Origin of the sequence: Leuconostoc falkenbergense (genome assembly GCF_014634805.1) — a bacterium.
Taxonomy (GTDB): domain Bacteria; phylum Bacillota; class Bacilli; order Lactobacillales; family Lactobacillaceae; genus Leuconostoc; species Leuconostoc falkenbergense.
Window position 1 is genome coordinate 19,582 of the sequence record NZ_BMBS01000012.1, and the last position, 23,030, is coordinate 42,611.

Sequence of the window (23,030 nt, forward strand, 5' to 3'; positions counted from 1 at the left end):
TTCGCGCTTTTTTTACCAACCAGAACTCATATCAGGAACGCCAGCATTCATACCATCACGATATAATGGCGCCATGGCATTAAATTTGAAAGTTGGCTTGTTAAACATTAATGTCGCAGTCCCTCGTGCACCAGCACGATTCTTTTCAAAAATCACTTCAATCGGCACTGCTTCTTGTTCTTCACGGGGATCCCCTTCGCCGTCTTCACCGTCATCACGAGAATAATCATCACGATACAGGAAAGCAACAATATCAGCATCTTGTTCGATAGAACCTGAATCACGCAAGTCAGAAAGAATTGGACGTTTATCTGTACGTTGTTCCACGCCACGGCTCAATTGAGCGAGCGCTATGATTGGCGTACTTAATTCTTTTGCTAACTTTTTGATTGATCTTGACACTTCAGAAACTGCTTGTTGGCGGCTTTCGGTGTTGTTTGACTCAATCAAGCCTAAATAATCAATGACAACGAGTCCGATTGGATGCGGATTTTGGACGCGATCTTCTGGTGACATTTCATTCAACAAATCACGTTCAAGTTGATGCAGTTTTGCACTAATTTGATTGATTTTAATGCCTGCGGTATCGTCCATGTAGATTTGCATTTGTGCCAAAGATTGCATAGCCAATGTGAGTGCTTGCCAATCTTCTTGCGTCATTTGCCCAGTTGTCAAATGGTTAGAATCAATAGATCCTTCGCCAGCTAATAAACGGCCAACAATGTCGGTCGCACTCATTTCCATTTCAAAAATAACTACTGGCACTTGTTCATTCTTGGCAACATTACGCGCAATGTTAAGTACAAAAGCTGTTTTACCGACTGCCGGGCGAGCACCAAAAACGATCATTTGATCATTACGAAAACCGTGTGTTATTTTATCCATTTCTGGAAATCCTGTGGATAACCCAACCACATCACTATCGTTTTTCACAGCCTCGTCTAGATTAGCTTGATATTCCCGAATGACATCTTTAATTTTTCGAAAATCCTCACTACCTCTATTCTCGGCAATAGTATCAATGCTACGTGATAATTGATCTAATAAATCTTCACTTGGTTCTGACGCGTCGTAGGCTAATGACATGCTACGCGTTAACGTATCAATCATTTTGCGTAAAATCGCCTTTTCTCGAACAATATTGGCATAGTGTTTTAAGTTAGCTGAAGATGCCGTTGACTCAGATATTTCTGCCAAATAGGACATGCCACCAACATTGTCAAGTTGTTGCATGCTATTTAATTTGTCTTGCAGTGTCAACATATCAATGGGGCGGTTGTCCTCAACCAAGGATTGCATCGCCTTAAAAATCGTTTGGTTCGCTTGTCGATAGAAATCTTCCGGCGCCAAAATCGCACTCGCCTCAATCATGGCGTTCTCTGATTTGACATCAAAAAAGATGGCGCCAAGCACTGCTCGTTCAGCGTCAATATCCTGTGGCACCTGCCGATATTCATTTGATACCGGATTATCCATCTTAACCCTCGCTCACATGCACACGCAAGTTAGCTGTCACTTGACGATGAAGCTTAACAGGGACATTCGTATATCCCAAAGCATGAATTGGCTGGTTTAAAACCATCTTACGTTTGTCAATTTTAATTTTATATTGTTTTTCAAGTCCGGCAGCAATTTGTTTGGTTGATATTGCACCAAATAAACGGCCATCTGCACCGGACTTACCAGTCAATTCAACGACTGTCTTCTCGTCCTCAAAGAACTGAGCTAACTTTTGCGCATCTGCTAGTTCTTCCGCAGATGCCTTTGCTTCAGCCTTTTGACGACCCTTAACAGCACCTAAATTCTTCCCCGTCGCTGGTTCAGCTTTTTTATTTTTTATCAAAAAATTATTGGCGTAGCCATCAGGAACTTCCTTGACTTCACCTTTTTTACCGCGACCTTTAACATCTTCTAAAAATACAACTTTCATTTTAAAACCTCATTCTTCTTTTTGCTCAGCCAATACGTCTAATAATTGTTCCTTCACTTCATCAGTCGTGACGTCAGCAATTTGAGTAGCAGCATTGGACAAATGACCACCACCACCTAGAGCCTCCATCACGCGTTGAACATTACGATCACCAGTTGAACGTGCAGAAATTCCGACACGCCCATCTTGACGTTTAGTAATCACAAATGAAGCATCAACACCACTAATTTGTAATAGTTCATCTGCTGCCTGAGCTGTAATTAACCCTGAATAATTATTTTGGTTTTCACCAGTCACAATCGCATTGCCATCCTGAATTTCCGCTAAGTTAATTAAGTGAGTTCGTGCTTTGAAATCCGTAAACTTTTCTTTCATGAATGACTGAATTAAGTTACTATCTGCACCGTTGGCACGCAAATAACTTGCTGCATCAAAAGTACGTGAGCCAGTACGTAAAGTAAAGTTCTTTGTGTCAATTTGGATACCACCAAGCATCGCTGTGGCTTCAATTTTTGTAATTGGCGCATTTGATTGATCTTGATACTGCAGCAATTCAACCACTAACTCCGAAGTTGATGAAGCGTATGGTTCAATATAAGACATTAACGGTTTATCTTTTAACCCTTGCTCAGCCAGACGGTGATGGTCAATAACAACAACACGATTTCCTAGTCGTGCCAATAATTGTGATGCACCCGATATATTAGTGTTAGCGTGATCAACCAAAACGAGTAAAGTATTATCGCGTACTAATTTAAGCGCGCGCGTTTCATCAATAATGGAATCATTAATATTTGATCCGGGTGCCACAAAGTCAGCAGGACTTTTTCTAAGTTCGGCCAGTAATAATTTGATATCACTGTATACCTGCTTTTCATCTATCACGAGAAACGCCGGTTTGTTTTTGGTCTGGGCTAGTCGCCACACACCCAATCCAGCACCTACTGAATCCAAATCTGGCATCACATGACCAGCGATCATAATGTTATCAGCTTGTTCAATTAATTCAGAAATGGTCTGTGAAACCATACGTGCACGGACGCGAGTTCGCTTTTCCATAGGATTGGTAGCACCACCGTAAAAACGTGCCGCCGAATCCTCAGCCTTAACGACGACTTGATCGCCGCCACGCCCCAATGCCAAATCAAGATTGGTTTGAGCTAGTTTTGCCAGCTGATTAATATCTGGCGTGCCATACGCAATACCAATTGATAAAGTCACCGGTAAGTTTTGTTGGGCAGTCGCTTCACGAATTGCTTTCAAAACACTGAATTTGTCAGCTTCTGCCTCTTCCAAGGCGGATTGATAACCAAACATTACGTAATGCACTGTGTTTAAGCGACGAATATAGATTTGATGATCTGCTGCCCAATCAGACAGTGAGCGCGTGACAAATGTTCGTAACGTTGAGGTCTCTGATTCACTCATCCCCTCAGTTACTTCCTCATAATTATCCACCGATACCAGACCGCTGAACAATTGATGATCCTCATATTGTTTAGCAATGGCAGCATATTCACTGATGTCCATTAAATAAATAACCCGTAAATTTTGTTGAACAAATAATGAAAATTGTCGCTCTTGCCAAGTAATGGTATTCGTGTCAGACGAATCAGCATAACTGTTAATTTCCTGTGCAAGCGTACCATCAAGTTCTGATAATTCCAAACCTAGCACATCTCTTTTGTCCAAATAAGACTGCATATAGGGGTTAATCCAGTCAATTTTTTGGTCTTGGTTCAGTAATATAATACCAATTGGCATACGAATCAAAGCTTCTTGTTCACTACGGGCAATACGATAACCTAATCCTGATAAGTATTCCTGTGCGTTTTCGCTAACCTCTTTGAACGCTTGCCCACTGAAGACAAGCCCAATCACAACTACCACCAACCAAATTAAACCAAATATCCAGTTAATAGCCACCGCAAAAACAACACTCATCACACTCGCTACTAACAGCAGCAAGGCAACCGTGCCTAGTTTTGTGTTTTGGAAAAAAATAGGTAAGTTTTTAAAATTAAAAAATCGTTTCACGCGTTACTCCTCGTAACTTTCATATCTACTATTTTACCACAGGGTGGCCTGTGGTTAAAATGAGATGGTCTGGTTAAAAAATACAACAAAAAAACCCAAGAATCATTTCTTGGGTTTTAAGCTGAATTAGTCTTCCGTAACGAAAGGCAACAAAGCCATGATACGCGCACGCTTGATAGCAGTTGTTACCTTGCGTTGGTTCTTGGCAGAAGTACCAGTTACACGACGTGGCAAAATCTTACCACGTTCTGAAATGAAACGCTCCAACAATTCAGTGTTCTTGTAGTCGATGTATTCGATGTGATTAGCAGCGATAAAATCAACCTTACGACGACGACGTGGGCCGCCTTGTGGACGACGTGAACGTTGTGGACGTTCAGAGTTTTGTGGACGTGAGTTTTGTTCTGACATAATAAAGCTCCTTTCTTAGTGTTTAATTTAATTTAAAATGGTAAATCATCATCTGATATATCAATTTCAGTGTTGCCACTAGCCGCAAATGGGTTAGGGGCATCGTTTTCAGATGTTGCTGACTTATTAGCTGAACCTTGGTTCGCACTAGCAAAGGGATCAACACCACTAAACGAATTATCATTACCGCCAAATGAATGGTCATTTGAGCCATTATTATAGCTACCCGCATTGCTGTTAGAAGAGCCGTTTTGTGCACGACGCTTTTCACTTTCTGCACGGGATTCTAGTAATGAGAAATTATCCGCAACAACTTCAGTCACGTAAACACGTTGACCTGCGTTGTTTTCATAATTTCTTGTTTGCAAACGACCTTCAATCGCAACAAGTGCGCCTTTTCCAGTAAAGTTAGCAAAGTTTTCAGCTGCTTTACGCCAAATAACTGCGTTAATAAAGTCAGCTTCACGTTCACCACTCGCGTTAGTGAACTGACGGTTAACCGCCAAGCTAAACGTGCCGACAGCTACACCCGATTGGGTATAACGTAATTCCACATCGCGGGTCAATCGCCCAATCAATACTACTCGATTAATCATTTAAAAGCTCCTTTCCCAGTGGAAATTCAGATTACTCTGCGTCGCGCTTAACAATCATGTGACGTAAGATATCTTGTGAGATCTTAGCCAAACGATCAAATTCATTAGTAGCAGCATCGCCTTCAGCTGTGAAGTTGATAATGTGGTAAGTACCTTCACGGTAACCAGCAATTTCGTAAGCAAAGCGGCGTGTTGCCCAATCTGCTGACTTTTGAATTGTTGCACCGTTGTTTGTCAAAATGCCGTCAAAACGCTCAACAAGCGTCTTTTTAGCATCCGCATCCAAATCAGGGCGAACAATATAAGTCAATTCGTATGATGTAGCCATTGTATTTCCTCCTTTTGGTCTCTGGCAGCCTTAGCTGCAAGGAGTGCACGCATAATTTTATGCATTCACAGGTATTAATGATACTACATATCGCCTATTATTATCAAGTGTTTCGCAAAATTATTTCCACAGGTAACTTATTTTACGGTTTGTGTTGAATTTTTACTTATGATTCAATTTTACCGAGAAATTTCATATAACGCATGAGCAAAAATTGATTGGGTCTTAGGAATATTGTCAATCAATACGTACTCATTGGGTTGGTGGCTCATGACCGGTACATCTGGGAATTGACCACCAAAAGCAACACCACGCTTGAGCAAACGCGCATATGAACCGCCATTAGAAATTTTGTATTGCTTAACTGTGTGTGTATGTTCGGCATAAACATTTTCTAGTGTCGTCACAATTGGATCGTTCAAATCGACCATGTGTGGTTGATTACCAAAGGACTCTTGCTTAAATGTTTTGCCGACCAAATCACCCATGTGTCGTTGTACCTGTGTCAAAATCGCCGTCTCAGTAATACCCATTGGATATCTAAAATTGATTCTGATTTCTGATTCAGCGTTTTTATTAAACGTCATTTGCCCAATATTTAGCGTCAAATCACCCATAATGTCATCGTGATACACTAGTCCCAGTTTCTCACCGAAAACATTTTGGTGGTTAGCAATCCCCAAAAATTCCAAAAATGCATGGGCTTGCTGATTGAAACCATAATCGACCAAAAAATGGGCCAAGTACGTTCCAGCATTCAATCCAGTTTCAGGATAAGCGCCATGAGCTGACTTTCCGTATAACGTTAATAAGATATGCTCATCATCATATTGACCAACACCAGAAATTATTGGTGTGTCATTCAAATAACGCTCATAGGCGCCCAAAAAACCGTTGATGTCAACCTGACTTGGTAGCTCGATATCAGCTGTGGCCATGCCCGGTACGACATTATCACGTTCACCAGCATGAAAATGATGCAATTGCCATGCGCTTGTCGTGACGCCTTGAAATTTGGTCGCCAATGTTAGCACACCCTTTTCACCCGGTACGACTGGAAATGCTCCGTCCGGTGAAAATCCTAATGTTGGCTCGCCAACTTCGCTTAAGTAGGCCTGCATATCACGCCAATCTGACTCCTCATCACTCCCGAAAATCAACCGTATTTTTCGTTTGGGTTGAAATCCCATATCTTTGAGCTGCTTTACCGCATAATAGGCAGCTAGCAGGTCGGCTTTCATATCGTGAGAACCACGCCCGTACAGTCGATTGCCTTCAATTTTGGGACTAAATGGCAGTGTCACCGTCCACGCATCCCCTGCGGGAACAACATCAACATGCGATAATACCCCTACGGTTTCCGACGCGTCTTCCGGACCATAGTCAACAACAACAATCATGTTATCAGCCACCCGATTGACTTTGAAACCGTCACGCTGCGCTATATCACTAATAAATTTGAGTGCCATATCAATGCCTGTGCCAAACGGGCGTTGGATATTAGCTGTTGTTGGATCAAGCACTGATGGAATAGCCAAAAATTGAAGCAAATCAGCCATTAAAGCTGGTTGATACTGTTGGGCATTTTCTTGCCACTGTGATGATGTTAATTGAATGGATTCCACAAGCGCCCCCCATTTTGAAATACTAACAAAATACCAATCGCGACAATGATTAATGTACCAATTATCATGCCAAAGTCACGACCAGAAAATTTTTGATCTTGATACCAAGTACGTTTATTATACCGGCCAAAGCGTCGTAATTCCATTGCCTGACTAATCGTATCAATGCGATCTAAACTAGAAAAAACTAATGGTAAAATAATTTGCACAGCGCCTTTCATACGTTTTGTTAAGGATGCTTTTTTAGAAATTTCATAGCCACGCGCCTGTTGCGCCAAACTGATTGTGTGGTAATCACTTTGAACATCAGGAATATAACGAAGTGTCAGGGCAACTGCGTAAGACACTTTGTACGGCACCCCAATTTTGTTTAAGCCAGAGGCAAACTCGCTTGGATTAGTCGTAAATAACAATACAATTGATAATGGAAATGAAAAAACATACTTTAATAGTAGATTTAATTCATAAAACAACTGCTCTTGTGTGATTGTCCAATAGCCAGTACCAAATAGGACGTGTTTTGAGCCATACAATTCTGCACCGTATTGTGGCGCTAAAACTGTAATCATAATTAAATTAAGGACCCCAATAAAAATCACTAGTTTCAATAACAAGGCATATTCGCGATATTGAATGTGCGAAACCTTAATCAGTATAAAAGATAAAATAACCAGTGCCACGAGAAAACGCGTATCGTAAGAAACCATACCAACTGTTGTCAACGCCAAAAAACCAACTAGCTTAGCTGTGCCAGTTGTTTGGTTCATCCATGTATCACGCGCTTTGTATCCAAATAACGAATTGTTCATATTACTTCCTTATCGCAGCATTGAGTTTTTCCGGTTGATTAATCGCCAATCGTTTCGCCAAACGATAGATACTCGTTGTCCGCAAGCTTGCTGCTGTGACCAGCTTTTCGTCGGCCAATAATTCAGCCGGCGTAGTTTCTGCTAGTAGCTGGCCGTCAACAATAACCAACACACGCTGGACAAAATTTGCCAGCAAATGCATGTCGTGCGTGATGATAATTATTGTAGTCTGCTGTTGGGCATTGATTTTCTGCAAAAAAGTCAGTAGCTGAGCAGTATGCGTCGCATCTTGTCCAGCTGTTGGTTCGTCCAAAATTAAAATTTCCGGTTGTAAGACTAAGACAGCAGCAATCGTCAATCGCTTCTTCTGACCAAAACTAAGTGCGGAAATTGGCCAGTGGCGCATGCCATCTAAATCAACTAATTTGAGCATATCACGCACACGTTGTTCAATTGTGTCAGCATCGACTTGGCGTAATATCAAACCACTGGCAACTTCATCATAAACTGTTGATTTCGTAATCATGTGGTTGGGATTTTGCAACACGTAGCCAATGTGGTCGGCGCGTTCTTTAATTGATTGCCCTAAGACAGACTCGCCATGCAATAAAACATCACCACTACTTGGTTGTAAAAATCCTGTTAGTAAATGTGATAATGTCGTTTTACCAGAACCATTCTTACCGACAATGCCGAGAATTTCACCGGTGTGGATTGTCGTTGACAACGCGTTGAACAATGGTTGTCCCGCACTGTAACCAAATGAAACATTTTGAATGATTAGTTGTGGATCGGCAAGTTTGGCTGGTGTTACAGATTGACCAATAGCTGCAATTTGTCCACGATATGGTGTCACATCAATTTGATCCAAATCAGACACATGTGGCAAATTGGTAATCGCCACACCAGCTTGGCGCAACAATTGCACATAAAGTGGCTCATCTAGCCCATTATCCAGTAATACGCCAGCTTGTACGATCTCGTCTGGTGTGCCATTCGCAACAATTTTACCGTCAGACATTACAATTACACGGTCAATATCTGCCCCCAGCACTTCTTCAATACGATGTTCAATGATGACCACTGTCAAATCACGTTCAGCCTGCAATTCAGCAATCATTTTCATAGCAGCATGTCCAGCAGCTGGGTCCAAACTCGCCAAAGGTTCGTCAAATAACAGCAACTTTCCGTCGTCAATTAACACACCAGCCATTGCAGTGCGTTGCTTTTGCCCACCTGATAAATCTTGTGGTGCCAAATTCAGGCGTTCCCCTAGACCAAAACGTTGCGCCCACTTTGCAACTTTTTGTTTGATATTGTTCACCGGTTGTGTATCATTTTCCAATGCAAAAGCGATATCTTCAGCCACAGTCATACCAACAAACTGCGCATCTGCATCCTGTAAAACAGTTCCAGCTTGTAAAGAGAGTTCAAATAGAGATTGATCCAAAATATTTTTGCCATTTAATAATAATTGACCTGTCACATCTCCCTGATAAGCTTGAGGAATCAAGCCATTAAGCAACCGCAACAATGTGGTTTTACCAGAGCCTGAGGCACCAGCAATCAAAACCTTTTCACCCGGATAAATCTGAAAACTCACGTCATGTAAAGTTGGTTCGGCTTGTGCATTGTATTTAAATGTGACATGTTGAAAATCAATTAACGGTTCCGGCATGATGACTCCTATGTACGCGGCAACTGCCGCATGAGAACTATTCGCTACGTAACGAACTCTTTTTGGGACGTGACTTCACATAAGCCACAATTAAAATTGAGCCAATGATTGCCACTGACAAAATATTCACAATTGCTGCCACAATGCCTTGCAAAAAGACTTTGTTAGCTGGCTGCTTATAAATTAAAATATCGCCAATTGGGGCAATCACTACCCATGACACAACGTTGGCAACAATTTGCCAAACGTTGAATTGAATCAGCTTTTTAGCCGTTAAATCCCCACCTTGCAAATCTAAAAAGCGTTTGCTCAAGCCAAGCAGTAAGCCAAAAACACCATCTGCCAACACCCATGACCACCAAGGCGCACCATAAGTGGCATCAGTCAACGTATGCCCGATAATACCCACTAAAAAGCCAACTACTGGTCCAAATAACCCAGCTATCAAAGCCAACCAGCCTTCAGCCACGTTAACGTTGGTGTTAGGAACACCTGTTGGAATCGCAATATACTTCATCAAAATGAAGAAAACTGCTGCGCCGATTCCAGTTGCGACTACTGCCCGTACAGATAGTCCTGATTTTTTGCGTTGTTCACTCATCGTTTTTCTCCTAATTATTCTATCATCTACTGTGCTTCTTTGGTAAGTACGACCGCCCAATTTTGACCAGCACCAACGTGATACGTCTGCTCAAAACTACCAGTGTGGACGCCAAAAGCAACTGTATACACCGAGTCAATATAAATCAACGGTTCTCCCGGATTAACATCTGTAAAGGTATGCACATAAGGCAAGACCTCATCAAACAAAACATGATCATGATGCGTTATCTGAACACGCAAAGTATCACCATATACCAGATTCAGCTTCTCAAACTCACTGATAGGAATGTTAGACCATAGTGAGCCAAAGTTAACATCGGTAATATCAATGTTACCAACGAGTTGTGGCTGTCCGTACTGCGTTTCTTGATAACGCCCCGGTGTAATTGGCAAACGTACTAAATCATCTACTGACACACTCTGATGATAATCCTCAAATTGTGTCTGCCCACTAGCTAATTTGGCCCCATTAAAAGCATAAATATCGCGCCCGTGGAACGTCGCTGATTTTTCTGATCCCGGCAACCGTTGCGTTGTTTCGTCAATCACACGTGCGCTTTCAATCAAACCATTAGTTAATAAATGAGACAAAGTACCATTATCTGGTGTCACAATATAATGCCCTGTTGTTGTCTTAGCAATGATAGATAGCCGATTGGACCCCACGCCGGGATCAACTACCGAAACAAATACCGTACCAGCTTGCCAATAGCGAAATGTCTGGAACAGTCGAAAGGATCCTTCAAATATATTAAAAGGCGTGATCCCATGGGTTAAGTCACTGACGACAATGTTATCAGCCACGCCGTAGGCAACGCCACGCATTGAGCTTACCGCACCATCTTGCAGGCCAAAGTCAGTCTGTAAAACGAGATGTCTACTAATCATTATACTTCTTCTTTCTTTTTTTAGTCGTTAAAAATGAAAAGTCCCTGTTAATCCTAAGATTAACAGGGACGTCAAAACGTGGTACCACCCAAATTCAGCACAATGTGCACTCATCACGATAACGGTGTTCATCCGGACGCACAGCTTGCACCATACGACATCATCCACGTTCATCTTCAATAAATTGCGTCATACCGGCTTTCACTATCCCGACTCGCTATATTGCCACGCCTTATCTACTCTTCGCTTCATTGATTTATTAACTTATCATTATTTTAAGATAATTCTTATTTATTGTCAATAATTTTGTTAGTATCAATGCTTTTTTAATCACAAATTATCATCATATTGATATTTAATCATCATAAAATCAAAAGCTCATGAGATTTGAACATCTCACGACTTTTTAGCTAACAACATAATCATTAATCACAGCGGCAAAATCATCATGGTAAATATCAAACTTTTTTTCACCAACACCAGAAATGGCCAAAAATGCTTCGTCTGTTTGTGGCCGATTTTGAGCCATGGCCATGAGCGTTTTATCGGAGAAAATTAAGAACGGCGGAATACCGGCTTCACGCGCCAATACTAAGCGCTTTTCTTTCAACTGAGCGAACAAGCGATTATCATCATCTGACAATTTCAAGCCCTCTTGCGTCGCTGATTGACGAAGAATACGAACCTTTTCCAATCGTTTGGTAACATTTCCCTGTCCTTTAAGGACATCGGCGCCAAGTTTAGTGACCTTTAACACCGGATACTCTGACCCTTCAAAACGCAAGTAGCCGTCAGCCGTCAAATAATCAATAAACTGAGTTAAATCTTTCAAAGTGCGCTCTTTCATCAGACCAAATGTGGGTAAGTCACGCAAATACTCATACTTTTTCACACTCGCATCATTAGAACCTTTCAACACTTTGGCAACCATTGTCTTGCCAAAACGCTGATTCATGCGCATAACATTAGCTAAGACTTTTTGTGCATCTACCGTCACATCAACTAATTCTCGCTTATCTAAACAGTTCGAACACCGACCACAGTCTTGTGTTACTGTCTCACCAAAATATTGCAACAAATAGCGTGGGAGACACGTTTGGGTATTCGCATACGCATTCATTTCACGAATTTTATCGTATTCATTTTGCTTGTAAGCTTCGGAACCTTCTGATTTTTGCACGAAGAATTCTTGCAGATGGATATCCTGAGGTGCATACAGCAAAATTGCTTCAGCTGGCAAACCATCACGACCGGCGCGGCCAATTTCTTGGTAGTATGCTTCAATATTGCCCGGTACTGAATAATGAATGACGTAGCGCACATTCGGCTTGTTAATGCCCATTCCAAAGGCATTCGTCGCCACAATGACTGGACTTTCGTCGTAGAGAAAAGCTTCCTGTTGTTTTTGCCTTTCCTTTTCTGACAAGCCCGCATGATAACGAGCAGCATGAATCCCAATTTTATTGAGGTAGGCTGTCAACTCGTCAACTTGTTTGCGTGTTGCCGCATAAATAATACCAGTTTGGTCAGCGTTTTCACGCAGATATTTAGCAATATAATCACGTTTATCTTGGTTGCGGACTATTTTCAACGCTAAATTATCCCGCGCAAATCCAGTAAGTACAGTGTCATCGTCACTAACGCCCAAAAGTTCTTGTAAATTTTCACGGACACGTTCAGTTGCTGTGGCCGTCAAACCAAGAATTGCCGGATTACCGGGAATTTCGGACAACAAAGGCAAGATGTTAAGGTAACTTGGTCTAAAGTCGTGTCCCCATTGCGACAAAACATGTGCTTCATCAATGGCAATTAAGTCCACCGGTAACTGTTGCACAAAGCTAAAAAAGCTTGGTACTTCAAGGCGTTCAGGCGCAACATACAACATTTTATAAACACCATGACGTAGATCCGACATGCGTTGGGCTTGTTCCTGACCATCGACTGTTGAGTTCAGAAAAGTTGCCGGGATCCCTAATGTATTTAAACCGTCAACTTGATCCTTCATTAAGGAAATGAGCGGTGAAATTACTAACGTTAATCCTTCAAACATCATGGCTGGCAACTGGTAGGTGATTGATTTACCACCACCGGTTGGCATGATGGCTAAGGCGTGCTTGTGCGCTAATACCTTGTTAATGACTGATAATTGACCAGTTCTGAATTGGTCATATCCAAAAGTTTCTTTTAAAATTGTTTCCGGCGTTTGATTCTGCATACTTTCCATTATAGCATGTGCTACCATCACTGATTTTTACTGGGATTAAGCTGGAATTTGATTGGTGAAACACGCCTAAATAGCCAATTCATCACAGCCAACACGGCAGAAATCACAACCAACCACCAGAATGTTTGTGCTTGAAAATCAATCACTTGTAAAATAATAAAGCCAATCGTAAACCAGCCAAAATAGGCGGCCATCAGATTACCACCAATGCGTAATATGATATCAATCAACGTTTCTTGTCCGTCTTGCGCAAATTTGTGATGAAGCCAGTCAAAAAATAGCATAATGAATACAAAACTAATGAGATCCATTGCCACAAATTTGGCAATTGTTGGATAATCTTGCGCCCGTAAGAAGTGAGTGTGATGGGCAATATTAATCCCATAGGTCATCATAATATCTGACCCGACAATGAATAACAACCAACTAATTGGCTTAGTGCGCACCATATCTCGAATTAACATTTTATACCCCCATCAAACAGTTACCGCAATTATATCATTTTTCAAGTTGCTTCAAACCAATTCCCGTCAAAGCCGACAGCAATGACATAACTGGTGAAAATAGTGCAAAGAAAGTGAATGGCGCAAAAGCAAGCACTGATACACCAAGTGTTTGCGCTGCAAATGCACCAGCAACACCCCACGGCACCAAATAATTCATCACAGTACCACTATCTTCAATCGTACGACCTAACGCTAGCGGTGATAACCCGACACGCTTAAAACTATCTTTGAATAATTGACCCGGCAAAATGGTTGCAAGATACTGTTCACCAACTAAAAAGTTCGCCGCAATCCCTGTCAACAATGTCGTCACAATCATAGCACGTTGTGTTTTTAAATAGACAACCACCGGTGCCATGACACGCGACAAAATCCCTAAACCACTGAGCAAACCACCAAAAGCCAAGGCAAGCATGATCATCATCACTGTTGGCATCATGGCAGACATGCCACCACGATTCATCAAAGCCATCAAAGTAGCGTTATGGCTACTTGTTTTGAAGCCATTAACCAATAAATCAGCCCAAGCTGTCAAACTATGTTGCGTTACAAAAACGATACTTGACACCAAAATATTAATCATCAAAGCCGGAATAGCAGGTACTTTTTGCCAAGCTGTGATGACTAACAAGCCAAGCGGTACAATAGCCCACCAAGTAGGCGCTAGTAGTGGCAATAAACGGCTAATTTTAGCGGTCGCTTCCCCACTTGTTTGATGACCAAATCCCAATATAATAGTCATCACAAGTGACAAAATCAACGCAGGTAAGGTTGTCCACATCAAGTTTTTAATATGTGCAAAAAGGTCTGTTTCAGAAATCGCGCTGGCCAAATTAGTCGAATCTGATAGCGGTGAACTTTTGTCACCAAAAATTGCCCCAGATAATACTGTTCCAGCAATTAGGGCAGGATCAAATCCCATCAACGTTCCAACACCCATTAGTGCAACGCCAACTGTCGATAATGTCGTAAAAGCACTACCAATCAAAGTACCAACAATTGCTGTTGATAATAAGGCCGTGGGTAAAAATAGTTGTGGACTGAGTAATTTAAAGCCAACCCAAATCATCGTTGGAATGACACCGGTTGCTAACCACAGTGCAATTAACGAGCCGATCAATAAGAACAAAAATAACGGTGCAATACCAGATGACACACCGCTTAACAATGCTTTTTGACTGGCTTGCCAGCTCACGCCAAAACAGCGTGCAACAACGATAATGATACCAATTACCAACATTAACGGCGCAATCGGAGATAATCCGAATCCAATCACACCCACTGCTAAAATTGCGACCGCCACTAGCAGCAGCGTCACAGAAATTTTAGTCTTCAATTTTGAAACCATAGTATTCTCTCCATTTTATGTCAAATAAAAAACGTCCCTGCCGTCATAATGACAAAGGGACGAATTGACATTTCATTAAGAATCCGTGGTACCACCCAGCTTATGCGTTATAAAACGCATCACTTTGGCATTTGTTAACATGGTGCTGCCACGCTTAAATGGATAGCTGTACTTCAGATTATGACACCTGTGCAGTTTTCACCAACCACTGCTTCTCTTCACGCCGAGTGTCGTCTTACTTATTTGTGCTAATTTCAAGTAAACCTAGTGTAACTGATTCAATTACTTTTTTCAAGTGGTACATTTAAAGGTTAAAGTTGTGCCAAACCTTGTTGAAAATCCGCAATTAAATCTTGGCTATCTTCAATACCAACTGAAATGCGAATTAATTCATCAGTGATACCGTGTTCATGACGTATGTCAGCCGGAATAGACGCATGTGTCATCACCGCCGGCACCTCTACCAAGCTTTCTACACCGCCAAGGCTTTCAGCCAACGTAAAAATTTTGAGACTTTCCACAAATTTTTTGACATCTAATCCTGCCTGTAATTCGACTGAAATCATCCCACCAAAACCACCCTGCATTTGTTTTTGCGCAATCGCATATTGCGCCGATGACGCGTCACCCGGATAATAAATTTTAGCCACTTGGGGTTGCGTCTGCAACCAGTTGAACAAAGCTTGCGCATTATCATTGTGTGCTCGCATACGCAGTGCAAATGTTTTGAGACTACGCAAGACTAAATAACTATCTGACGCACCCAAAGTTGCACCAATTGGCATTTGTAAATGTTTGATTTCAGCTGAATGTCGATCGTTATTTGTCACTACAAAACCACTCAAGACGTCAGAATGACCACCAATATATTTGGTACCAGAATGTATGACGAAATCTGCACCAAGATCAAGGGGCACTTGGTTATAAGGGGTCGCAAATGTGTTATCAACTGCCAAAGTGGCCTGATGCTTATGAGCAATTAATGACAAATCTTGGATATCGGCTAACTTCAACAAAGGATTCGTTGGTGTTTCCAAAAAAATCATCTTCGTATTCGGTTTCAACGCGCTAGTGACTGCCGATAAATCCGCCATGTCAACCTGATTATACGTAATACCTAAGCGCGCTAATATCGAATTAACTAACCGAAAAGTACCACCATAGACATCATCAGCCAATAAGATATGATCGCCTGCTGACAAGGTGCTCATTACCGCATGAATCGCACTCATACCAGATGAAAAGGCAAAACCAGCAGTGCCATGTTCCAAACTAGCAATTAACTCTTCTAAGGAGGCGCGCGTTGGATTTTCTGAACGTGTGTATTCCCACTTCGCGCCACCTCCTAATTCTGTCTGCTTGAACGTTGTCGTTTGATAAATAGGCATGTTAACAGCGCCTGTTCGTGGATCAACTTGATGGCCGCCATGAATTACCTGCGTTCTAATATTCATATTTTTGCTCCTTATTACAATGAATTATCAGTTATTATTGTACCTTGTTCTACCAATTATATGCCAACGTACGCTTACCAAAAAAGCAGATTGTATTGCTACAATCTGCTTTTTAAGATGTTTTAACATGTTTGTTTTTAAAAATAGTCCAAGCTAGACTTGCTGTAATGAGCAACATCATCACAAACACAGACAAGAACATCATATTCATCAGGCCACGATCCATCATAATACCCGAATAAATAGGACCAATCACACGACCTGAGCTAATCATCATTGAGACAAAACCTTGTGCCTGACCAGCCACTTCTTTTGGTGTAATTTTAGCAACCCATGCCGGAACTTGCGGACTTTGTAACATTTCACCAATCGTCAGCAGTTCAAACACTAGCACAATTTGCCAAAACGCTTTGACAAACACCAAAAAGAAAAAGCTGGAAGCAAAAATCAGACTACCAAGAATTACCGAAACTTGGTAAGGGCGCTTGTTGGCCCAACCGGACACCACTTTTTGTAACAAAATAATCGTAATGCCGTTAATCATCCATAAGTCTGCATAATTCCGTGTTGGCATACCCAATGCTTTCATGTGTGGTGCCATCACCGTTTCCCACAACATATAGGAAAGATAAGTAATAAATAATAAGGCGCCAATCCCCACTAATAAGGGCGTCAAACGAAAAGTCGGGCGTACTTGGTTCGTCTCCACGGTAGCATTTGCCGAATCCACAATCACTGTTTCCCCACGCACATGAGCAATCGGTACATTGAACTTAGTCGCAATAATCAGCATTAGGAAAAAATATAACACAGATGAAATAATCATCAACAGACTAAAGCCGTAATCAAACAAATAGCCCACAGCCAATGTTCCCAAAACAACACCAATATTTAGCACGATATACATATTATTGAAAACAATCCGTGTTTTTTCACCCGGAACAGTGGTAGCAAAGGAATTGACTAGCGTTTGCTCAACACCCATGCCAAAATTAGCCAACCAAATTAAGCCGGCAAACGCTGGCCAATCATTCCACACAATCAAACTAGATACCGCAATTAAAATGATGAAGCTAGTTATCAGCAAGGCTTCATAAGGTCGCCAGTGATCAAATAATTTACCACCGACAAACGAGCCAATCATACTGATAATTGAACCAATCATCAAAACAATGCCTGCGGTTGTAAATGTCTGATGCAATACACCGGTCATATACAGCGTTGTCACTGGCCAAATCATTGAGTTACCAGTATTTGATAGTAATGTTCCAAAAAGCAGCCACTTCTCATTAAGTGGCCGCGGTCTATCAGTTAAGTCAATTTGCATAAATTCTCCGAATATTGAATGCTTTTACAATAACCAATTGTATCATGAAAAGTGGCTATCAGCACACGCAGGCCCTACTGGTTACGCAATTTTTTAGCGACGTGAGTCGCGCCCGTTAGCCATCAGTTTAATGACCACATAAATCATGCCAGCGACAATTAAACCGGCAAATGCCCAACCAATACCCACAGTAAATGTCACAATCAAAAAGGCAGCTAATCCTATCCAAAACCATTTCATTGGTTGTACTCCTCATTTGCTTTTTTATTATTGTGTAACGAACAGATGATAAGGTCAAGTGCAAAATTTCACGACAGATATCCAATTTTAGATGATAAACGTTTAAAAAACGCTGAAAACGGTTACTTTTTGCGCTATTTTGCGCTATAATAAAAAGTGAATTTAACTAAAAATAAGGGGTACATCATGGTTTCAGAAATCAAGACGTTAGTAACTTTCTTTGGTGGCACTGGTGACTTGGCCAAGCGTAAGCTTTACCCATCAGTTTTCAATCTTTATAAAAAAGGCTACTTGCAAAAGCACTTTGCCATTGTTGGAACGGCCCGTCAAGCCCTCAATGATGACGAATTCAAACAATTGGTTCGTGATTCAATTAAAGATTTCACTGACGATCAAGCACAAGCTGAGGCGTTCATCGAACATTTCTCATACCGTGCACACGACGTAACAGATGCAGCTTCATACGCTGTTTTGAAAGATGCGATTGAAGAAGCTGCCGACAAGTTTGATATCGATGGCAACCGAATTTTCTATATGTCAGTTGCGCCACGTTTCTTTGGTACAATTGCCAAATATCTTAAGTCAGAAGGCCTATTGGCTGACACTGGTTACAACCGTTTGATGATTGAAAAGCCTTTCGGTACATCATATGACACAGCTGCCGAACTCCAAAATGACTTGGAAAACGCATTTGATGATAACCAACTATTCCGTATTGACCACTACCTTGGTAAGGAAATGGTTCAAAACATTGCTGCCCTTCGCTTTGGTAACCCAATTTTCGATGCTGCTTGGAACAAAGATTATATCAAGAACGTTCAAGTAACATTGTCAGAAGTCTTGGGTGTCGAAGAACGTGCCGGCTACTATGATACAGCCGGTGCATTGCTTGACATGATTCAAAACCACACCATGCAAATTGTTGGTTGGTTAGCAATGGAAAAGCCAGAATCATTCACTGACAAAGACATTCGTGCCGCTAAAAATGCAGCCTTTAATGCTTTGAAAATCTATGATGAAGCAGAAGTTAACAAATACTTTGTTCGTGCACAATATGGTGCCGGTGATTCAGCTGATTTCAAGCCATACCTTGAAGAATTAGACGTACCTGCTGATTCTAAAAACAACACATTCATCGCAGGCGAATTGCAATTTGATTTGCCACGTTGGGAGGGTGTCCCATTCTATGTCCGTTCAGGTAAGCGCTTAGCTGCTAAACAGACACGTGTCGACATCGTCTTTAAGGCTGGCACGTTTAACTTTGGTTCAGAACAAGAAGCACAAGAAGCTGTCTTGTCAATTATCATTGATCCAAAGGGTGCTATCGAATTGAAGTTGAATGCCAAGTCAGTTGAAGACGCCTTCAACACACGTACAATTGACTTAGGTTGGACTGTATCTGATGAAGATAAGAAGAATACACCAGAACCATACGAACGTATGATTCACGACACTATGAATGGTGATGGTTCTAACTTTGCTGACTGGAATGGCGTTTCAATCGCTTGGAAGTTTGTTGATGCTATTTCAGCCGTTTATACCGCAGATAAAGCACCACTTGAAACTTACAAGTCAGGCTCAATGGGTCCTGAAGCATCCGACAAATTATTGGCTGCCAATGGTGATGCTTGGGTATTTAAAGGTTAATTAAAGCAAAAAACGATCGATTGTGATCGTTTTTTTATTGCCCAATTTACACAGTTTCATCAAGAATCCGTTTTGTTTCACGAAAAACAGCCGATAAGTTTTTGTACTGATCCGCATGCAGCACAACAGTCACATAATGATGTTTTTTGTACGTAAAGAATCCAACAAATGACACACCAGATTTGACAGAAACACCTAGTTTACCACCAGTGACCTGATATTTTGTCTGACTAAAATAGTTATTCATTAATGAAAAATTTGACGCTTGGGTTGTGCCATTGAAAGTGTTAGTTGTTTGACTCAATATTGCTATTATTTTTGGCTGATGCTTCAAAATTTGCTCACTCATTTTGGCAACATCAATTGCTGACATCATGTTTTCAGCACTGTTGGGTGCGTTGACTTTGTCATCTTCCATTTCATCATTACGTATGCCCGCTGCATTGTACCATTTTGCTGTTTTGATGTTCCACTGCTTGGCGGTTGCTGCCATTAACTTTGTAAAGCGTAATTGCGACCCACTTATTTCATCCCCTAAGGCAATCGCGGCATCATTAGCAGATAATTGTAACGCCGCGTTGAGCAAATCATCAGTCCGATAGGTGGTTGCAGCGTTTAGCGGAACAGCTGCTAACTCAGATTTTTCACCAATTTTAACTGTATTAGCAGATGGTTCAATCATGTCTGTCATTGCTAATTTCTCCAACGTTAAATACCCAGTCATTAACTTACTAATCGAGGCAATCGCTAATGGTTGCGTTCCATTTTTTGTCCCTAATATTTTCCCAGTTTCACGATTCATGACAACTGCTGCTGAAGCTGTTGTCGTTAGTTTTTTGACTGTTAGTTGTTTAATTTTTTTAGTTTTTGCTATTCTTTTTGCCCCATCATGATGTGCCTGATTAAATGAACTAGCAAACCACAAAACACTCATTACGCCCGCCATAACTGCGATTGTTAAGCCGATTTTTTTCATAAGTCTAATTGTACTCAAAAACTGATGATTGACAATATTCAGTCTGACAAGATATACTTAACTAGTTAATTAACCGGTTAAGTATTGGAGAATATATGTCTGAAACAAATGAAATCATGGCCGCACTGAATCATTTCGTGCAAGAGTATGCTAGTCATTCAGAAGTCATCACAAGTACAGCGGGGCAAAATATCAACGCGACACAAGCTCATTTACTCATGCTATTACGCACACAATCGCTGACTAACACGCAACTCGCCACATCCGTTGGCCTGTCACGTCCAGCTATCACAAAAGCCATCAAAAATCTCATCACTCACAACTATGTCATCGCAACCATCGACGACACAGATAAACGCAGCACTTTTTATTCATTAACACCAGCGGGTGATCAGTTGGCAGTACGCCATGAAGCTGCCCATCAATCCATGCTAAATCATCTCAATACAATTATGACCAATTTTACCCCTAAACAACAAAAAACAATTACCAAATTTTTAGAACAGCTCAACCAGATTGGAGACAACTAATGAAAAAAGTTATCACCTTATTAGCTATTATCATGATTATTGTAATGGGGTTTGCTCTCATTAAAGGACAACACACTTCTTCAAAAAATAACCAGCATCGCCAAATTACAATTGTCGCATCCACTGATTTCTATGCCGAATTGGCACAAACAGTTGTCGGATCACATGGTAAAGCGACCGCTATCATCAAAAATCAAAATATTTCGCCCGAGGATTATGAGCCCACAACAGCAGTTGCCAAAGAAGTTAGTCAAGCTGATATCGTTTTGGCAAACGGACTTGGTTATGACACGTGGCTTAATAAATTAGCTAAGGCTTCTGACCAAGCAAAGCTCATTCGTGTTGGTGAAACTGTTTTAAAGCAAAAAACTGGCAATAATCCTCACCTTTGGAATAACCCCGAAACCATGATTAAAACAGCACACTACCTCGCTAAACAACTCGGCCAGCAAGATCCCACACATAAAGCCGATTTTCAAAAGAATGCCAACAAATATATTGCAAGCTTAAAGCCTATTCAATCACTAATCACCCAAATTTCAAAAAAATCTAACGGACATGCCGTTGCGCAAACCGAACCCGTGTTTGAATATATGCTAAAAGCAATGGGCTATCACGTCATGGATTCAGATTTTTCTGAGGCAATTGAGGCGGGTAATGATCCTTCACCCACAACATTGGCGACGCTCAAGTCAGCTATCGAGAACCACAAAATCACTTTTATTGTCAACAACAAGCAAACATCAAGCACAACTGTCAGTAACATCATTAACCTCGCTAAAACACACCACATACCCGTCGTAAACGTCACTGAAACAATCCCTAATGGCGAAAACTATGTGTCATGGAAATTATCTGAACTCCAACAAATTGCCAAAATTACGCAGTAAAAAACCAGCAATGCTAATAAGCAATTGCTTTTTTTATAGCCATTGATTAATTGGTTTTCCCGTCAAGCATCTCATACGATTCTGAAATGCTGCCAATAGCTCTGGATTGGGTTGACTGAGCCAAACAGATATAAAGGCTGTCAAAACTTCAATCAAATACTCTAATGCCAACCCTTCCTGCTCGTCAACTTGATGATGTGCCAACAAAATGCGCTTATACTTTGATTTAATGAATGCCAACCAAATCCCTTTAATATAAGGCCGGGTATATAAAACATGCAGCTGGACTCGTTTGTCATTGAGCAAAGGTGCCATATTATTGATAAAAATAGTCATCAAATCATGGTGCGAAACGATTTGTGCTTCAATTTCAATTTTGATATTGCGATCAACTTCATTGAAAAATTCATAGATTAATTCATCCGAATTAGCAAAGTATAGTGCGACATGTTCAGGTTCAAGCGACGCAACTTGTGCTACCTTTTTGATTGTTGGCCGCTTATCATACGAAGCAATCATACTTTCTAAAAAGGCATTCAAAATGACCTCTTTGGCTGTATATTGCGATTGCTGTATGACTGGGTCCAAAAAAAAATCGAACGGCAGTTGATATTTATCAATAATCGTAAACATCATTTCCGCCGTCGGTTCACTTAAATTTCTTTCCCACTTTGACACCAGTTGATAAGAAACAAATATTGCCTTTGCTAGTTCAGTTTGAGTCAATTTTTTTGCTCTTCTCAATAACTTGATGCGTTCTCCAATAATCAACGTTTTTCTCCCAATAATGTAACTACCCTCATACCATATACTGACAATCTGCTCTTCGACATAGATGGCATCGATTTTATTCTTTCAATGATATCATTTTATTAATACAAATTCTTGCAGAAAAAGTACCTATTTATCGGACAAAACTCATACCATGGCTTACTTGGCGCCCCCAATTCACAAAATCTGGCTTTGTCGTAACAGTAACATAT

General features: G+C 41.0%; 22 protein-coding genes. 3 read left to right on the forward strand and 19 right to left on the reverse strand.

The features are described from left to right. Positions 1-12 precede the first annotated feature (12 nt). From dnaB to IEU71_RS03880, 17 genes are all read right to left on the reverse strand, one after another. Positions 13-1,476: a replicative DNA helicase gene (gene dnaB, locus IEU71_RS03800; RefSeq protein WP_004911121.1), complete on the reverse strand. Its 1,464-nt coding sequence runs from the start codon at positions 1,474-1,476 to the stop codon at positions 13-15. Position 1,477: 1 nt separating this feature from the next. Beyond that, positions 1,478-1,930 carry a 50S ribosomal protein L9 gene (rplI, locus tag IEU71_RS03805; RefSeq protein ID WP_004911126.1) on the reverse strand — a complete coding sequence of 151 codons (453 nt, stop codon included), beginning with the start codon at positions 1,928-1,930 and terminating at the stop codon, positions 1,478-1,480. A 9-nt stretch (positions 1,931-1,939) separates the two neighbouring features. After that, positions 1,940-3,967, reverse strand: a complete 2,028-nt coding sequence (locus IEU71_RS03810; RefSeq protein WP_004911129.1) for a DHH family phosphoesterase — start codon at positions 3,965-3,967, stop codon at positions 1,940-1,942. Between the two features lie 126 nt (positions 3,968-4,093). Further along, entirely contained in the window at positions 4,094-4,378 is a 285-nt protein-coding gene (gene rpsR, locus IEU71_RS03815; RefSeq protein WP_004911134.1) for a 30S ribosomal protein S18, read from the reverse strand. Between the two features lie 32 nt (positions 4,379-4,410). Further along, positions 4,411-4,974: a single-stranded DNA-binding protein gene (gene ssb, locus IEU71_RS03820; RefSeq protein WP_004911137.1), complete on the reverse strand. Its 564-nt coding sequence runs from the start codon at positions 4,972-4,974 to the stop codon at positions 4,411-4,413. Between the two features lie 31 nt (positions 4,975-5,005). Then, positions 5,006-5,302 carry a 30S ribosomal protein S6 gene (gene rpsF / locus IEU71_RS03825; protein ID WP_004911142.1) on the reverse strand — a complete coding sequence of 99 codons (297 nt, stop codon included), beginning with the start codon at positions 5,300-5,302 and terminating at the stop codon, positions 5,006-5,008. Between the two features lie 179 nt (positions 5,303-5,481). Next, positions 5,482-6,927 (reverse strand): dipeptidase PepV, encoded by a 1,446-nt coding sequence (gene pepV, locus IEU71_RS03830; protein WP_004911144.1) that lies wholly within the window; start codon positions 6,925-6,927, stop codon positions 5,482-5,484. Beyond that, positions 6,909-7,736 carry an energy-coupling factor transporter transmembrane component T family protein gene (locus IEU71_RS03835; protein WP_004911147.1) on the reverse strand — a complete coding sequence of 276 codons (828 nt, stop codon included), beginning with the start codon at positions 7,734-7,736 and terminating at the stop codon, positions 6,909-6,911. The genes pepV and IEU71_RS03835 overlap by 19 nt, the downstream gene beginning before the upstream one ends. A 1-nt stretch (position 7,737) precedes the next feature. After that, positions 7,738-9,414, reverse strand: coding sequence for an ABC transporter ATP-binding protein (locus IEU71_RS03840; RefSeq protein ID WP_004911150.1), 1,677 nt, complete (start codon positions 9,412-9,414; stop codon positions 7,738-7,740). A gap of 37 nt (positions 9,415-9,451) precedes the next feature. Next, on the reverse strand, positions 9,452-10,015 hold the full coding sequence (locus tag IEU71_RS03845; RefSeq protein WP_004911153.1) for an ECF-type riboflavin transporter substrate-binding protein: 564 nt from the start codon (positions 10,013-10,015) through the stop codon (positions 9,452-9,454). 26 nt (positions 10,016-10,041) lie between these two features. Further along, positions 10,042-10,905 carry an SAM hydrolase/SAM-dependent halogenase family protein gene (locus IEU71_RS03850; protein WP_036066475.1) on the reverse strand — a complete coding sequence of 288 codons (864 nt, stop codon included), beginning with the start codon at positions 10,903-10,905 and terminating at the stop codon, positions 10,042-10,044. A gap of 406 nt (positions 10,906-11,311) precedes the next feature. Continuing rightward, a complete protein-coding gene (gene recQ, locus IEU71_RS03855) occupies positions 11,312-13,120 on the reverse strand; it encodes a DNA helicase RecQ (RefSeq protein WP_036066477.1) in 1,809 nt (602 codons plus the stop codon). Positions 13,121-13,146: 26 nt separating this feature from the next. Then, positions 13,147-13,593 (reverse strand): hypothetical protein, encoded by a 447-nt coding sequence (locus tag IEU71_RS03860; protein ID WP_004911162.1) that lies wholly within the window; start codon positions 13,591-13,593, stop codon positions 13,147-13,149. A gap of 34 nt (positions 13,594-13,627) precedes the next feature. Next, entirely contained in the window at positions 13,628-14,983 is a 1,356-nt protein-coding gene (locus IEU71_RS03865) for a Na+/H+ antiporter NhaC family protein (protein WP_004911165.1), read from the reverse strand. Between the two features lie 311 nt (positions 14,984-15,294). Then, positions 15,295-16,437 carry a trans-sulfuration enzyme family protein gene (locus IEU71_RS03870; RefSeq protein ID WP_004911168.1) on the reverse strand — a complete coding sequence of 381 codons (1,143 nt, stop codon included), beginning with the start codon at positions 16,435-16,437 and terminating at the stop codon, positions 15,295-15,297. A 112-nt stretch (positions 16,438-16,549) separates the two neighbouring features. Continuing rightward, the gene (locus IEU71_RS03875) at positions 16,550-17,764 is read right to left on the reverse strand and encodes an MDR family MFS transporter (protein WP_004911172.1); all 1,215 of its coding nucleotides are present in this window, start codon (positions 17,762-17,764) and stop codon (positions 16,550-16,552) included. Positions 17,765-17,857: 93 nt separating this feature from the next. Beyond that, positions 17,858-18,004 (reverse strand): hypothetical protein, encoded by a 147-nt coding sequence (locus IEU71_RS03880; protein ID WP_004911174.1) that lies wholly within the window; start codon positions 18,002-18,004, stop codon positions 17,858-17,860. Positions 18,005-18,190: 186 nt separating this feature from the next. On the opposite strand from IEU71_RS03880, the gene zwf reads away from it, so the two are divergent. After that, positions 18,191-19,651, forward strand: coding sequence for a glucose-6-phosphate dehydrogenase (gene zwf, locus IEU71_RS03885; RefSeq protein WP_004911177.1), 1,461 nt, complete (start codon positions 18,191-18,193; stop codon positions 19,649-19,651). Positions 19,652-19,697: 46 nt separating this feature from the next. Here the strand turns inward: zwf and IEU71_RS03890 are convergent, their stop codons facing one another. Then, positions 19,698-20,627 carry a D-alanyl-D-alanine carboxypeptidase family protein gene (locus IEU71_RS03890; RefSeq protein ID WP_004911179.1) on the reverse strand — a complete coding sequence of 310 codons (930 nt, stop codon included), beginning with the start codon at positions 20,625-20,627 and terminating at the stop codon, positions 19,698-19,700. A gap of 95 nt (positions 20,628-20,722) precedes the next feature. On the opposite strand from IEU71_RS03890, the gene IEU71_RS03895 reads away from it, so the two are divergent. Continuing rightward, complete coding sequence (locus IEU71_RS03895) at positions 20,723-21,157, forward strand: MarR family winged helix-turn-helix transcriptional regulator (RefSeq protein ID WP_004911182.1); 435 nt, start codon at positions 20,723-20,725, stop codon at positions 21,155-21,157. Further along, on the forward strand, positions 21,157-22,047 hold the full coding sequence (locus IEU71_RS03900) for a metal ABC transporter solute-binding protein (RefSeq protein ID WP_004911185.1): 891 nt from the start codon (positions 21,157-21,159) through the stop codon (positions 22,045-22,047). Before IEU71_RS03895 ends, IEU71_RS03900 begins: the two co-directional genes overlap by 1 nt. A 33-nt stretch (positions 22,048-22,080) precedes the next feature. Here IEU71_RS03900 and IEU71_RS03905 read toward each other — a convergent pair whose 3' ends face one another. Then, the gene (locus IEU71_RS03905) at positions 22,081-22,818 is read right to left on the reverse strand and encodes a helix-turn-helix domain-containing protein (RefSeq protein ID WP_036066480.1); all 738 of its coding nucleotides are present in this window, start codon (positions 22,816-22,818) and stop codon (positions 22,081-22,083) included. Positions 22,819-23,030: the final 212 nt, after the last annotated feature.

Excerpts from the sequence above, each read along its gene's own strand:
- dnaB (WP_004911121.1), bottom strand. The coding sequence starts at position 1,476 with ATGGATAATCCGGTATCAAATGAATATCGGCAGGTGCCACAGGATATT.
- rplI (WP_004911126.1), bottom strand. The coding sequence starts at position 1,930 with ATGAAAGTTGTATTTTTAGAAGATGTTAAAGGTCGCGGTAAAAAAGGT.
- rpsR (WP_004911134.1), bottom strand. The coding sequence starts at position 4,378 with ATGTCAGAACAAAACTCACGTCCACAAAACTCTGAACGTCCACAACGT.
- ssb (WP_004911137.1), bottom strand. The coding sequence starts at position 4,974 with ATGATTAATCGAGTAGTATTGATTGGGCGATTGACCCGCGATGTGGAA.
- rpsF (WP_004911142.1), bottom strand. The coding sequence starts at position 5,302 with ATGGCTACATCATACGAATTGACTTATATTGTTCGCCCTGATTTGGAT.
- IEU71_RS03835 (WP_004911147.1), bottom strand. The coding sequence starts at position 7,736 with ATGAACAATTCGTTATTTGGATACAAAGCGCGTGATACATGGATGAAC.
- IEU71_RS03840 (WP_004911150.1), bottom strand. The coding sequence starts at position 9,414 with ATGCCGGAACCGTTAATTGATTTTCAACATGTCACATTTAAATACAAT.
- IEU71_RS03845 (WP_004911153.1), bottom strand. The coding sequence starts at position 10,015 with ATGAGTGAACAACGCAAAAAATCAGGACTATCTGTACGGGCAGTAGTC.
- IEU71_RS03850 (WP_036066475.1), bottom strand. The coding sequence starts at position 10,905 with ATGATTAGTAGACATCTCGTTTTACAGACTGACTTTGGCCTGCAAGAT.
- recQ (WP_036066477.1), bottom strand. The coding sequence starts at position 13,120 with ATGCAGAATCAAACGCCGGAAACAATTTTAAAAGAAACTTTTGGATAT.
- IEU71_RS03860 (WP_004911162.1), bottom strand. The coding sequence starts at position 13,593 with ATGTTAATTCGAGATATGGTGCGCACTAAGCCAATTAGTTGGTTGTTA.
- IEU71_RS03865 (WP_004911165.1), bottom strand. The coding sequence starts at position 14,983 with ATGGTTTCAAAATTGAAGACTAAAATTTCTGTGACGCTGCTGCTAGTG.
- IEU71_RS03870 (WP_004911168.1), bottom strand. The coding sequence starts at position 16,437 with ATGAATATTAGAACGCAGGTAATTCATGGCGGCCATCAAGTTGATCCA.
- IEU71_RS03875 (WP_004911172.1), bottom strand. The coding sequence starts at position 17,764 with ATGCAAATTGACTTAACTGATAGACCGCGGCCACTTAATGAGAAGTGG.
- IEU71_RS03880 (WP_004911174.1), bottom strand. The coding sequence starts at position 18,004 with ATGAAATGGTTTTGGATAGGATTAGCTGCCTTTTTGATTGTGACATTT.
- zwf (WP_004911177.1), top strand. The coding sequence starts at position 18,191 with ATGGTTTCAGAAATCAAGACGTTAGTAACTTTCTTTGGTGGCACTGGT.
- IEU71_RS03890 (WP_004911179.1), bottom strand. The coding sequence starts at position 20,627 with ATGAAAAAAATCGGCTTAACAATCGCAGTTATGGCGGGCGTAATGAGT.
- IEU71_RS03895 (WP_004911182.1), top strand. The coding sequence starts at position 20,723 with ATGTCTGAAACAAATGAAATCATGGCCGCACTGAATCATTTCGTGCAA.
- IEU71_RS03900 (WP_004911185.1), top strand. The coding sequence starts at position 21,157 with ATGAAAAAAGTTATCACCTTATTAGCTATTATCATGATTATTGTAATG.